The sequence below is a fragment of the Mesorhizobium sp. B2-4-17 genome (genome assembly GCF_006441275.1).
Lineage (GTDB): Bacteria > Pseudomonadota > Alphaproteobacteria > Rhizobiales > Rhizobiaceae > Mesorhizobium.
In genome coordinates this window covers 34,872-48,253 of sequence record NZ_VFUX01000004.1, presented here as the reverse complement: position 1 = coordinate 48,253, position 13,382 = coordinate 34,872, and the positions used below count along the sequence as shown (strand labels likewise).

9 protein-coding genes are annotated in these 13,382 nt (G+C 64.4%); 4 read left to right on the top strand and 5 right to left on the bottom strand.

Annotated elements, in window-relative coordinates; genetic code table 11:
- Positions 1–233: 233 nt before the first annotated feature.
- From FJ548_RS04840 to FJ548_RS04825, 4 genes are all read right to left on the bottom strand, one after another.
- A complete protein-coding gene (locus FJ548_RS04840) occupies positions 234–1,313 on the bottom strand; it encodes an imelysin family protein (RefSeq protein WP_140607786.1) in 1,080 nt (359 codons plus the stop codon).
- Complete coding sequence (locus tag FJ548_RS04835; protein WP_140607788.1) at positions 1,313–2,911, bottom strand: di-heme oxidoredictase family protein; 1,599 nt, start codon at positions 2,909–2,911, stop codon at positions 1,313–1,315. The genes FJ548_RS04840 and FJ548_RS04835 overlap by 1 nt, the downstream gene beginning before the upstream one ends.
- Before the next feature lie 111 nt (positions 2,912–3,022).
- Entirely contained in the window at positions 3,023–3,334 is a 312-nt protein-coding gene (locus FJ548_RS04830) for a (2Fe-2S)-binding protein (RefSeq protein WP_140765136.1), read from the bottom strand.
- Between the two features lie 109 nt (positions 3,335–3,443).
- Entirely contained in the window at positions 3,444–4,733 is a 1,290-nt protein-coding gene (locus FJ548_RS04825) for an imelysin family protein (protein ID WP_140765138.1), read from the bottom strand.
- A gap of 435 nt (positions 4,734–5,168) precedes the next feature.
- Here FJ548_RS04825 and FJ548_RS04820 point away from each other — a divergent pair, with 435 nt between their 5' ends.
- Positions 5,169–6,422 carry an FAD-dependent oxidoreductase gene (locus FJ548_RS04820; protein WP_140777115.1) on the top strand — a complete coding sequence of 418 codons (1,254 nt, stop codon included), beginning with the start codon at positions 5,169–5,171 and terminating at the stop codon, positions 6,420–6,422.
- A gap of 113 nt (positions 6,423–6,535) precedes the next feature.
- Here FJ548_RS04820 and FJ548_RS04815 read toward each other — a convergent pair whose 3' ends face one another.
- Positions 6,536–7,813 (bottom strand): 4-aminobutyrate--2-oxoglutarate transaminase, encoded by a 1,278-nt coding sequence (locus tag FJ548_RS04815; RefSeq protein ID WP_140777113.1) that lies wholly within the window; start codon positions 7,811–7,813, stop codon positions 6,536–6,538.
- Positions 7,814–8,045: 232 nt separating this feature from the next.
- On the opposite strand from FJ548_RS04815, the gene FJ548_RS04810 reads away from it, so the two are divergent.
- Genes FJ548_RS04810 through FJ548_RS04800 form a run of 3 tightly spaced genes read left to right on the top strand, consistent with a single transcriptional unit; the run spans position 8,046 to position 13,359 of the window.
- Complete coding sequence (locus tag FJ548_RS04810; protein ID WP_140607794.1) at positions 8,046–9,185, top strand: efflux RND transporter periplasmic adaptor subunit; 1,140 nt, start codon at positions 8,046–8,048, stop codon at positions 9,183–9,185.
- Positions 9,182–10,261 carry an efflux RND transporter periplasmic adaptor subunit gene (locus FJ548_RS04805; protein WP_140607796.1) on the top strand — a complete coding sequence of 360 codons (1,080 nt, stop codon included), beginning with the start codon at positions 9,182–9,184 and terminating at the stop codon, positions 10,259–10,261. The genes FJ548_RS04810 and FJ548_RS04805 overlap by 4 nt, the downstream gene beginning before the upstream one ends.
- A complete protein-coding gene (locus FJ548_RS04800; RefSeq protein ID WP_140777111.1) occupies positions 10,258–13,359 on the top strand; it encodes an efflux RND transporter permease subunit in 3,102 nt (1,033 codons plus the stop codon). Before FJ548_RS04805 ends, FJ548_RS04800 begins: the two co-directional genes overlap by 4 nt.
- Positions 13,360–13,382: the final 23 nt, after the last annotated feature.

The following is a 13,382-nucleotide window of genomic DNA, read 5'->3' as shown; positions in this document are numbered from 1 at the left end:
TGATTTCAGCCGAAGAACGCAGCGGAGCAGAAAGCCGAACCGTTGCAACGCCCTGAAGTCGCGGCATGGATCCCGGGGTCTGCGCCGCGTCGCTTCGCTCCTTGCTCCGCCCCAGGATGACGAAGCGACTAGCGTTTCGACCAATCTCCAAAGACGGAGATTCGCAAATACCGGCCACGCGTCGCAGCCGCTGCGCCTATCGCCAAATGCCCACGCCATTTTCCGGCTCACGCTCAATCTCCATCCAACGACGAAAAACCTGCAGTCAGGCCGAATTCGGCGGTCAGCCTGGCTCCGATCAGCGTCGACAGGCTGGAGGTGATCAGCGCGAAATGCTCGAGTTTTTCGCGCTGCGCCGGATCGGCGAGCGCCTTGTCGATCGGACCATGGATGGACTTCGCGGTGGCGACGCCGTTGACCAGCTGGATATGGATCGACTCCGCCATCCAGCGCGCATCCGCCGGCAGCGCATCGCCGAGCTTCGAGACCTGGAACAGCGCATCGATGCCGGCGAGATTTCCGGCCAGCGAATTGGCAGTGTTTTGCGAACGCCAGTAGATCGCCTGTTTCGGCTTGTCCGTCCCGGGCCCGGCTCCAAGGAAGCCCTTCAGGCGGACATCGCGAACCATCTCCAACTCTTTGATGAAGACCCCGACCAGCTCAATCACTGCTTCGTTGCCGTCGCGGTAAAGTGCGTTTTGCGGTCCCGGATTGGCCCAGAGCATTGCAAAGCCGTCCGGCTTGTTCCAAGCGTCGTCGACGTCTTTGGCCATGGTCTCGATGTTGCCGGCAATCGCGGCCCCATAGGCGCAACGATAGGCATCATCCTTGCCCGTCAGCGCAGCGGCGCCGTCCCCGTAAAGCACGAATTCCAGCGCACCCAAGCCTTGCATGGCAACGCTCTTGCCGGCCAGTTGTGCCGGATCGGTGGCGGTAGCGTCCTTGTCCGACATGGCCGCCTGCACCTGCTTCAGGCCAATGCTCTTGCGGTCCGGCCAGAACAGCATGCGCTCCAGGCGGTTGTTCTCCTTGATCGGCCCAAAACCGATGATCTCGGCCGACGACCAGGCATAGACCGTGGCCGAAAACTCGGCACGCGCCGCATCAAGTTCCCCTTGCGAAGGTGCCTCACAGAGCTTGTGCATGGCCTTCGCCAGGGATTGCGTGTGTTCGTGGAGGCCGGCATAGGCCGGGCGGACAAAGCCGTCGACCGCGCGCTGGATCACGTCGGAGGCCTTCACGGCCGCCGATGCCGGAAAAATACCCAGCAACGCCAGGGGAAGAGCGAGAACCAGCGCGGAACGCTTCAGCATCAAAGTGACTCCAGGAATTTAAGCAATGCATCGCGCTCGGCAGCGTCGGCGGCGGCAAAGCGGTCGCGCGCCTTCCGGCCCTCGCCGCCATGCCACAGGATCGCCTCGGTCAGGCTGCGGGCACGGCCATCGTGCAGAAAGAAGGAATTGCCGTTGACGATCTCGGTCAGGCCGATACCCCACAGCGGCGGGGTGCGCCACTCGTTGCCGGTCGCGTCGCCCAAAGCCTGGCCGTCGGCAAGGTCAGGCCCCATGTCGTGCAGCAGGAAATCGGAATAGGGCCAGATGAGCTGGAAGGCCTGCGCCTTGTTGGGCGCGTCGCGGCGGGTGACGAATTTCGGCGTGTGGCAGGCAACGCAGCCGATCTCGTAAAAGACCTTTTTTCCTGCGAGCACATCAGGCGCGGCGAGATCGCGGCGTGCCGGCACGGCCAGGTTTTGTGCATAGAAGGTGACGAGATCCATCACCGGTGGCGGTGCCTCCACCAGGCCGAGCCGCTCCTGCACACCGTTGGGCATGGCGAGGCATTTTGCCTGCGCGGCCGTGCAGTCGCCCCAATGCTTCGGTTCTTCCGGCGTCGAAATGCCGATGTCACCGACAAAAGCATCCGCCGCCTGCTGGCGGATCGATGCTGTCTGCGCCTTCCAGCCGAAACGGCCAACCGTCAACTCACCGCTCGGCCTGTCGCGGACGATGTTCGGCCTGCCGGAGATGCCGTCACCATCGCGGTCCTCCGGATCGGCATGAGCAAGGATGTCGGTCGGCGCGATTTGCTCGATCAGCCCAAGGCCGATCATAGGCGGGGTCAGGCGCGGCGACAGCGTGGTGCGCGGATCGAGAGACCCATAGGCAAGATCGGTGACGGAGTAACTGGGCTTCCGCAGGGAAACCACCGTGCCATCCGTCAGTTCTACCTTACGTTCCTGATAGTCGACATGCATCCGGCCTTCGCCGTGCAGGCCAGGCACCGCCAGCTCCTGCAACTGCGTGCCGTAAACCGGATCGGGGAAGTTGGGCAACTGATGGTCGGCGATAGCCGCCTTCTCTTCCGCGCTGCTTGCCTCGCGGGCCAGCCGCAGGAACATCGAGGTGGTGCCGGCGTCACCTTGCGGCGGGCGGCCGCGACCATCCTTCAGATGGCAATTCTGGCAGGCCCGTTCGTTGAACAGGGGCCCAAGCCCGTCCGACGCCTGCGTCGAGGATGGCGACGACACCCAGTTCTTGCGGAACAGGGCGTTACCGAGCTTGAAGATGCTCTCTTCCTCGAAGGTGATGTTGGCCGAGGATTGCGAGAAGGACTCACGGCTGACGTCTTTCTCGGACGTGCCGGCGCCACCTTGCATCAGTTCGAACGGCTCAGGTCTGGAGAAATCCGTAGTCGCCCTGGTGACGGCAGCGACGCGCGCCTGGTCTTTCGCATTAAGGTCGGTACGCACGGTGGCGAGGCCGGCGGGAAGGGCGCCGGCCACCGCCGAAGAGGCCAGCGCCAGCATGAGAATGGTGCAGCGCCGACCAGCCGACATAACTGGCGTTTTCTGAACACCCAGCGGGCCTTTGGCCCGCCGCAAGCGGCGCAAGACAGCTATGGGGCGCCGCATTTCCGCATATCCTTATTCCGCCTCGCCCGCCGGGGGGTTGTGCTGCCAGTATTCCTCTTCGCCGATCGAGGGCAGTAGACCGAGTTGCGTCTCAAGGGGAACAGAGCCTCGTTAAGCCGCTCGATGATCCGCGGTTCGCCTTTCATGGCTTCTGCTCCCGTATTGGACGCGCAGGCCTCTGACACGATCCAGATGTGAAACGACATCCACACCGCCCGCCTCCGAGCGGCCGTGGTAATTTTCGGTGACCCGAATGATCGTTTCGACCACATTTGGCAAGCAGCCGCAGCAACGCCCGCGCTTCTGCATGGCGTGGTAGACCTTTGCCGGCACGATGAGCTGCCAGGGGTCCTTGTCAAGCAGCCCGACGATGGCCTGCTCGATCTCCGTTTCGGTGATGATGTTGCAATGGCAGATCAGCATTACTTGGCTCGGATGGCTGGCGGCGGCTCCCGCGCCGCCTGGCATTTCTTACTGCCGGGGCCTCCTCATTCCGAAGCCGGTCGCCCGGCTCCTGAGCAGGCTTCTGGCCTTACTTGAACACCTTGTCGGGCGCGTCGAGGCTGTCGGAACCCTCGAAGGCGATGGCGTTGAGCTTCAGCGAGCCGACGGCGCGCTCGATCGATTTGGTCTGGTCGATCAATGCGTCGATCGCCGCCTGAACGGTGGCATTGCCTTGCGCATTGCCCTCGGCGATCTGCTGGTCATAGGCTTCGCCGGCCTCGGCCCGCGCCTTGATCGCTTCCATCCTGGCGACGGTGACTTCGAGCTTGCCCGACAGTTCCTTGTCGATCGCCGGGTCGACTGCCTTCACCATATCGGACACCGAGGGCCCCGAAACGACGGTGCCATCGAGGCGGATATAGCTGGCGTGATAGGCGGCGCGGATGCCGACGGCGTCATAGAGGTGGGAGTTGTAAGTGTTGTCGGAGAAGCAGTCTTGCTCCTCTTCCGGATCATGCAGCAGCAGGCCGAGCTTCATGCGTTCGCCGGCCAGTTCACCGTAGGACAGCGAGCCCATGCCGGTGAAGATGATCGAGATCGCGGTGTTCGGCTCGCCATCGACGAGGTTCTTGCGCGCGGCGCCGTCTTCCTTCCAGTCGTTGACCATCTTCTGCAGGTCGGAGACCAGAAGGTCAGTTGCCGATTTCAGGTACTCTGCGCGGCGGGCGCAATTGCCGCCGGTGCAGTTCTTGAGGTCGTAGTCCGTATAGGGACGCTCGCCGGCGCCCGGACCGGTGCCGTGCAGATCCTGGCCCCAGAGCAGGAACTCGATGGCGTGATAGCCGGTAGCGACATTGGCCTCGATGCCGCCAGCTTGTTGCAAGGTGCCGGAGAGGAATTCCGGCGAAAGCGTCGAGGCATCGACCTTCTTGCCGTTGATCTCGATTTCCTTGTTGGCGATTACATTGGCCGTATAGAGCGAATTCACGTCCGATTCCGTACCGTAGCTCTTGGCAACGTAGTCGATCAGGCCTTCGTCCAAGGGCCAGGAATTCACCCCGCCTTCCCAGTCGTCGACGATCTTGTTGCCGAAGCGGTAGACCTCGGTCTGTGGATAGAGCACGCGGGCCGCCTTCCAGGCGTCGCGGGCGGCGTTGAGCGTTTCGGCCGACGGCTTGGCAAGCAAGGCGTCGACCGCCTTGTCGAGCGTCTGCGCGGTGATCAGGGAATCCTCATATTTGGCAAGCCCGATATCCGCGTAAGTCTTGATGACCGCCTTGGGGTCGGTTTCCGCCTTCGCGGGCAGCACGAACACCGCCGCCGTCAGCAAGGCCGTGGCACCAATCGCCGCGAGCCTGCCGCCATATCGTGCTGTCATCATCGCTCTCCAGTCTCTCGGGAATTCCGCAAACGGCGCGCGTGGCAGCCGGCACACCAGGTCGTGTGCATGCCACCGGCCGCAGGATATGCCGCGCTGCCGCGCGGCTCAGGGAAGAAAGACACCAAAATGCCTCCAATCGAACGGGTTCAAGGCCCAGACATCAAAGGGATGCGCCAATGCGCGAGATCCCTTAAAGCTTCGACGCCAGTGGAAGTCAACCAAAATTGCTGGAAAATCCAATCGAAACAATAGTTTAGAATTATTCTAAACTATGATAGTCAACTTTATCCGCTGCGTTCACCGGTTTTCTCGACGAGCTGTGCGATTGACAGCCGCCATTCCCGGTGCGACCCGCAAAAGCTCTCTTGCGGCGGCGCCAGACAATTGCCACTTGGCGAGACGTCCTAGGATCAAAATCGGGATGGGAATGCGATGAAGAACAGTGTGGTCATTGTCGGCGCGGGTCATGCTGGCGTGCAAGCGGCGGCAAGCCTGCGTGAGGACGGCTATGACGGGCCGGTGATCCTCGTCGGTGACGAGAACGAACTGCCCTACCACAAGCCGCCACTGTCGAAGACCTTCATCAAGGACCCGGAAGCCAAGCCGCAGCCCCTGCGCGGCGAAGCCTTCTATACTGGCAGCGCCATCGATTACCGGCCGGGAATCCGGATTGAGCGCATCGATTCCGGTCGCCGCAGCCTCGACATCGCCGGTGGCAGATCGCTTGCCTTCGACCATCTGATCCTGGCGACCGGGTCGCGCCCGCGCGCCCTGCCGCTGCCAGGCTCGGACCTCTCCGGCGTTTTGTCGCTGCGTTCGCTGGCCGATGCGCGGCTGATCCGGGAGTTGAGCGCACAGAGCGAAGATGTCGTCATCCTCGGCGGCGGTTTCATCGGGCTGGAGATTGCCGCGACGCTGCGGGCGGCCGGCCGCACGGTGACGGTTGTCGAAACGGTCGACCGGCTGCTTGGACGAGCCGTGGCGCCCGCCGTGGCGAGCCATGTCCGCCAACGGCTGGAAGCGACCGGCGTGCGCATCCTGACCGGCACCTCGATTGCCCGGCTGGAAGGCGAAAACGGTCATGTCGTGGCCGCGATCACCTCAACAGGCGAAAGGCTGCCGGCGCGCATGGTCATCGTCGGCATCGGCGCCGTGCCGAATGTCGAACTGGCGCAGGCAGCCGGCCTCGTCGTGGCCAACGGTATCCGAGTCGACCACCAGATGCGCAGCTCGGTGCCTGAAATCCTCGCAATCGGCGACGCCGCCTCCTACCGGCACTGGTTCACCGGCGGCGACGTGCGGCTGGAATCGGTGCAGAACGCCACCGACCAGGCCCGCCTTGCCGCGCGCACCATATCAGGCCATGCCGATGCCTATTCGGCGGTACCGTGGTTCTGGTCCGACATTGGCGACATGAAGCTGCAGATGGTCGGGCTGACCGCCGGCGGCGACAGCCATGTCGTGCTGGGTGATCTGCCCGACAACAAATTCTCGATCTACCATTACGCCGGGGACCGGCTGCTCGGCATCGAATCCGTCAATCGGCCGGGCGACCACATGCTCGGCCGCAAGATGCTCGGCGCCGGCTTCTCACCGACGCCGCAGATGGTGGCCATGGGGCCCGAAGGGCTAAAGGCAGCACTGGCCGCGTTTCAGCAGGATGAGCCGGCAAGGGCTGCGGGCTAGACGCCCTTACCCTCCCGCTTGCGGGGAGGGTCGCTGCGAAGCAGCGGGGTGGGGGTCGGCGCCAAGCCCCCCACCCGGACCTTCGGTCCGACCTCCCCACGAGGGGGAGGTGGTCAGGCGGCGCAGACTTCGCGGATCGAGCTTTCCAGAATGTCAAGCGCCTCGTTCATGACTTCGTCCTGGATGGTGATCGGCGCCAGGAAACGGATGACGTTGCCATAGACGCCGCAGGTCAGCAGGATCAGCCCCATGTCGAGCGCCTTCAGCCGGACGGCGTTGGCGATCTCGGCCGAGGGCAGGCCCTTCTTGATGTCGTTGAACTCAACCGCGTTCATGAAGCCGAGGCCGCGGATGTCGACAATCTCGGGCACGTCGTCGCGGATCGACTGAAGGCGCTGCTTCAGCCGCGCACCCAGCGTGTTGGCGCGGTCGCACAGCTTTTCGTCCTCGATCACATCGAGAACCGCATGCGCGGCGGCGACGCCGATCGGGCTGCCGCCATAGGTGCCGCCGAGCCCACCAGGGCCGGGCGCATCCATGATCTCGGCGCGGCCGGTGACCGCCGCCAGTGGGAAGCCGCCGGCAAGGCTCTTGGCCATGGTGGTGATGTCGGCAGCGACCTCGTGATGGTCCATCGCGAACATCTTGCCGGTGCGGGCAAAGCCGGTCTGCACTTCATCGGCGATGAGAAGCATTCCATGCTGGTCGCAGAGCTTGCGCAGCGCCGTCAGGAGCTCACGCGGCGCATCGTAGAAGCCCCCCTCGCCCTGAACCGGCTCGATGATGATCGCGGCGACGCGGGCCGGATCGACATCGGCCTTGAACAGCTTGTCGAGCGCGGCAAGCGAATCGGCGACCGAGACGCCATGCAGCTGCACCGGGAACGGCACGTGGTAGACGTCGCCCGGCATGGCGCCGAAGCCGACCTTGTAGGGAACGACCTTGCCGGTCAGCGCCATGCCCATGAAGGTGCGGCCGTGGAAGCCGCCCCCAAAGGCAATGACGGCCTGGCGGCCGGTGGCGTTGCGGGCGATCTTGATGGCGTTCTCGACCGCCTCGGCGCCGGTGGTGACGAAGATGGTCTTCTTCTCGAACTTGCCGGGCAGCATGGCGTTCAGGCGTTCGGCCAGCCGCACGTAGCTTTCATAGGGCACCACCTGATGGCAGGTATGGGTGAAGCGGTCGAGCTGTGCCTTGACAGCCTCGATTACCTTGGGATGGCGGTGGCCGGTATTGACCACGGCGATGCCGGAGGAGAAGTCGATGTAGCGGCGGCCCTCGACATCCCAGATCTCCGAATTTTCAGCCCGGTCGGCATAGATCTGCGTGGTCATGCCGACGCCGCGTGAAATCGACTGGTTCTTGCGTTCGGAAATGGCTGAATTCTTCATAATATCCCTCATCGGGCCGGCGCCCGTTCTCGTTGGTCAGATGTCTTCTGACCTTATTTCACGTTTTCCTCAAGTCGGCACCACCGGCAGGCAATTGGGCCTGCGGCCGGCGGGTGCCTGCCCTTACCCAGTCGGGCGATAGGCAGGCAAGACCGGTTTCCTTTTTCCGGCGATCGATTATCCTCCAGATATCCGCGAGCGTCAGCGAGCGGTCCGCGGTCGAGGGGAGCCCATGAGCAGGAACGCGACATCCTCCGTCTCGCCGCCATCGGTCAAAACCTCTAGCCTTTTGTCTTTTCCAGTCGCCTCGGCGCTTTTCGCCTGTATGGTCGCCCTGCTGCTGACCGGCTGCCAGAAGCAGGAGGCTGCGGCGAAAAAGCTGCCGATCATGGTGCGCACCGAGACGGTGGCGCTCGCCGACTATGCGCCAAGAACCTCGCTGACGGGCGTGATCGCGGCGCGCACACTGAACAATCTGTCGTTCAGGGTCGGCGGCCGCGTCGCCGAGCGGCTTGTCGATGTCGGCCAGCATGTCGACCAGGGCGCGGTGCTTGCCCGCATCGATCCGCAGGAACAGGAATCCGATCTGCGTTCCGCGCAGGCCGATCTTGACGCGGCACAAGCACAACTGACCCAGGCCGCCGCCACATTCGCGCGGCAGAAGACGCTGCTTGCCCAGGGCTTCACCACCAGACGCGATTTTGACACCGCCGACCAGGCGCTGAAGGTGGCGCAAGGCAGCGTCGATGCGGCGCAGAGCGCGTTCGCCAACGCGCAGCAAAACCTGTCCTTCACCGAACTCAAGGCTGGCGCCGCCGGCGTGATCACCGCCCGCCAGGTCGAAGCCGGCCAGGTGGTGCAAGCGGCGCAAACCGTCTTCACCGTAGCCGAGGACGGCGACCGGGACGCCGTGTTCAACGTGCAGGAGACGCTGGTCGCCAGGACGCCTACCTCTCCCGCGGTGACGATCACGCTGTTGTCCGATCCGCAGGTGAGGGCAACAGGCAAGGTGCGCGAAATTTCGCCGGCGGTCGACCAGGCGTCCGGTTCGATCCGGGTCAAGGTCGGCATTCCCGATACGCCCGCCGGCATGCCGCTAGGGGCCACCGTCATCGGCTCGGTCAGCGCCAAGCCCGCGAAGGTGATCCTGTTGCCCTGGCAAGCGCTGACATCCAGCGCGGGCAAGCCTGCGGTGTGGATCGTCGATCCTTCGACCAAGGCGGTTGCGACGACGCCCGTCGAGGTGCTGGCTTTCGATTCCGGTACCGTCGTGATCGCCAAGGGACTGAATGAAGGCCAAAGCGTCGTCACCGCGGGCGGGCAGTTGCTCAGCCCCGGCCAGACGGTCGAGATAGCGGGAGCGAGCCAATGAACCGGCTGGTACGCATCCTGCTTGGCCTGTTTGCGCTTGGCGCGCTTGGCGCCTGCTCGAAGTCGGATCAAAAGCCGCCGGAGATCACCCGGCCAGTGCTGTCGCTCGTGGTCGAGCCGCGCACCACCCGGACCTTCGGCTTCGCCGGCTCGGTCGAGCCACAGGTCAGCGCCGACCTGGCCTTCCGGCTGCTTGGCCGGGTTGTCTCGCGCGACGTCAAGGTCGGCGACATCGTCACCAAGGGCACGACGATCGCAGCGCTCGACCCGACCGCGCTGGAGCTGGCGGTGCAAGCGGCCAAGGCGGAGCTCTCCAACGCCGAGGCGCAGTTCGCCAACGCCGCCGCCAGCGAGGAGCGCCAGCGCCAGCTGCTTGCCTCGGCCAACACCTCGCAGTCCGTCTTCGATGCCGCGCAGCAGGGAAGGAAAGCGGCCGAGGCCAGTGTCGAACGGGCCAAGGCTTCGCTGGCCAAGTCGCAGGAGCAGCTTGGCTATGCCAGGCTGTTCTCGGATTTCGACGGCGTCGTCACCGCAGTCGGCGCGGAGGTCGGCCAGACGGTTTCACCCGGGCAGACGGTCGTCACCGTGGCGCGCTCGGACCTGCGCGAAGCGGTGGTCGATATTCCCGATCAGTTGACCGGCGATCTCTCCGCCGGCACGCCATTCCAGGTCATCCTGCAATCGCTGCCGACGATCCAGACGGAGGCCAAGCTGCGCGAGATCGCGCCGCAGGCCGAGGGGTCGACCCGCACCCGGCGCGTGCGACTGACGCTGACCGATCCGCCGCAGGCCTTCCGGCTCGGCTCGACGGTGACGGCAACCCGCGTGACCAAGGTGGCGCCGACGATCGAACTGCCCATGTCGGCACTCCTCGAAAAAGACGGCGCCGAGAAAGTGTGGATCGTCGATCCGCAGACATCGAGCGTGAGCGCGCGCGACATCAAGCTCGCATCGAAGAATGGCGGCACCTTCACCGTGGCCGAGGGGCTTGAAGCCGGCATGCGTGTCGTCACCGCGGGTGTCCACAGCCTGAGCGAAGGTCAGAAAGTGAAAGTGCCCAAGGGAGGGGCCTCATGAAGGGCTTCAATCTCTCCGACTGGGCGCTCAACCACCGCTCGCTGGTCTGGTATTTCATGCTGGTCTTCGTGGTGGCCGGCGTATTTTCCTACCTCAATCTTGGCCGCGAGGAAGATCCGGCCTTCACCATCAAGACGATGATCATCCAGGCCAACTGGCCAGGCGCCTCGGTCAACGAGACCGTGCGGCAGGTGACCGACCGCATCGAGAAGAAGCTGGAGGAGCTCGACAGCCTCGACTACACCAAATCGGTCACCACAGCCGGCCAGACCGTCATCTTCGTCAACCTGAAGCCGACCACCAGGGCGCGCGACGTCGTGCCGACGTGGCTGCAGGTGCGCAACATGGTCAACGACATCCGGAACCAGTTTCCGCAAGGCGTGCAGGGACCATTCTTCAACGACCGCTTCGGCGACGTCTACGGCAACATCTACGCCTTCACGTCGGATGGGCTGACGCCGCGCCAGCTGCGCGATTATGTCGAGGATGTCAGGACCAGAATCCTGACCGTGCCCAATGCCGGCAAGGTCGACCTGGTCGGCGCGCAAGACGAGGCGATCTATCTCGAATTCTCGACCCGCCAGATCGCGGCGCTCGGCCTCAACCAGCAGGCGATCGTGGCAAGCCTGCAGGCGCAGAACGCAATCACGCCATCCGGTGTCATCCAGTCCGGCCCGGAGCGCATCAGCGTGCGCGTCGGCGGCCAGTTCACCTCGGAGGAGAGCCTGCGCGCCATCAACCTGCGCGTCAATGACCGCTTCTTCCGCCTGAGCGACGTAGCGACAATCACACGTGGCTATGTCGATCCGCCGACGGCGCTGTTCCGGTTCAATGGCCAGGACGCGATCGGGCTCGCCATCGGCATGAAGCCCAACGCCAACCTGCTGCAATTCGGCGAGGCGCTGCATGAGGAGATGAACAAGGTGCTGGCCGACCTGCCGGTCGGCGTCGGCGTGCATCTGGTTGCCGACCAGCCTGTCATCGTCGAGGAAGCGGTTTCAGGGTTCACCCGCGCGCTGTTCGAGGCGGTCGCCATCGTGCTCGCGGTGTCGTTCATCAGCCTCGGCATGCGCGCCGGCTTCGTGGTGGCGCTGTCGATCCCCCTGGTGCTGGCCATCACCTTCACCGTCATGGAATATCTCGGCATATCGCTGCAGCGCATTTCGCTGGGTGCGCTGATCATCGCGCTTGGGCTGCTGGTGGACGACGCGATGATCGCGGTCGAGATGATGGTGGCGCGGCTGGAGATCGGCGATAATCTGCGCAAGGCGGCGACCTATGTCTACACCTCGACCGCCTTCCCGATGCTGACCGGCACGCTGGTCACGGTCGCCGGCTTCATCCCGATCGGCCTCAACAACAGCGCAGCCGGCGAATATACCTTCACCCTGTTCGTCGTCATCGCCGTGTCGCTGCTGGTGTCATGGATCGTCGCGGTGCTGTTTGCGCCACTGCTCGGCGTCACCATCCTGCCGGCGACGATGAAGGCCAAGCACCACGACCAGCCCGGCCGCCTCACGTCGCTGTTTCGAAGGGTCCTTATCGGCTCGGTGCGCCGCCACTGGCTCACCATCATCGTCACGGTGCTTCTCTTCGCCGCCTCCATCGCCGGTTTCGGTCTCGTTCAGCAGCAGTTCTTCCCGCCATCCGACCGGCCGGAGCTGGTCGTCGACTGGAACCTGCCGCAGAACGCGTCGATCGCCGACACGCGCGACCAGATGGAGCGGTTCGAGCAGCGGGCGCTGGTCGGCAACCCAGACATCGACCATTTCTCGTCCTATATCGGACAGGGCGCGGTGCGCTTCGTGCTGGCCTATGACGTGCAGCCGGCCAACCCCTATTTCGGCCAGACCGTGATTGTCACCAAGAGCATCGAGGCCCGCAACCGGGTCAAGGCGGCACTGGAGAAGCTGCTGCGCGAGGAATTCGTCGGCACCGACGCCTTCGTCAAGCTGCTCGAACTCGGACCGCCGGTCGGCCGTCCTGTCCAGTACCGCGTCGGCGGACCCGACATCCAGACGGTGCGAGAACTGGCGCAACACTTCGCCGGCCTCGTCTCGGTCAATCCGAAGCTCGCCGCGCCGACCTTCGACTGGAACGAACCGCAGCGTGTGCTGAGGGTCGACGTGCTGCAGGACAAGGCGCGCCAGCTCGGCATCACCTCTTCGGACATCGCCAGCGCGCTGAACAGCACGGTCGGCGGCGCCACGATCACCCAGGTGCGCGACGCCACCTACCTGATCAATGTCGTGGCGCGCTCGCGCGAGGCCGAGCGCGGCTCGATCGAGACATTGCAGAACATGCAGCTGCCGACCAGCACCGGCGAGGCGATCCCGCTCGCGGCGGTCGCTAACTTCCGCTACGAGCTCGAGCAGCCGACGGTGTGGCGGCGCGACCGCATCCCGACCATCACGGTGCGCGCCGGCCTGGTCGGCGACGCGCTGCCGGCAACCGTGGTCAACGAACTGAAGCCATCGGTCGACGCCTTCATCGCCAAGCTGCCGCCAGGCTATTCGGTCGAAACCGCCGGCTCGGTCGAGGAGAGCGCCAAAAGCCAGGGACCGATAGCTGCCGTTGTGCCGTTGATGCTGTTCGTGATGGCGGCGATCCTAATGGTCCAGTTGCAGAGTTTCCAGCGCCTGTTCCTGGTGGTGGCGGTGGCGCCGCTCGGCCTCATCGGCGTGGTGGCGGCCCTGGTGCCGAGCGGCGCGCCGCTCGGCTTCGTCGCCATCCTCGGCGTTCTGGCGCTGATCGGCATCCTGATCCGCAACTCGGTCATCCTGATCGTGCAGATCGAGGACCTCGTGACCGAGGGCAAGGACCGGTGGACGGCCGTCATCGAAGCCACCGAGCACCGCATGCGGCCGATCGCGCTGACGGCGGCCGCGGCCAGCCTGGCGCTGATCCCGATCGCGCGCGAAGTGTTCTGGGGTCCGATGGCCTACGCCATGATGGGCGGCATCATCGCGGGTACCGCGATCACGCTGCTGTTCCTGCCGGCGCTTTATGTAACGTGGTTCCGCATCAAGGAGCCGAAGCGGGAGCCCGAAGGCAACGGCGTACAAGGGGAAACGGTGCCCGAAGGTGGAGCGGTCTAAGGCGGAAATTCGAATGCCGTCAG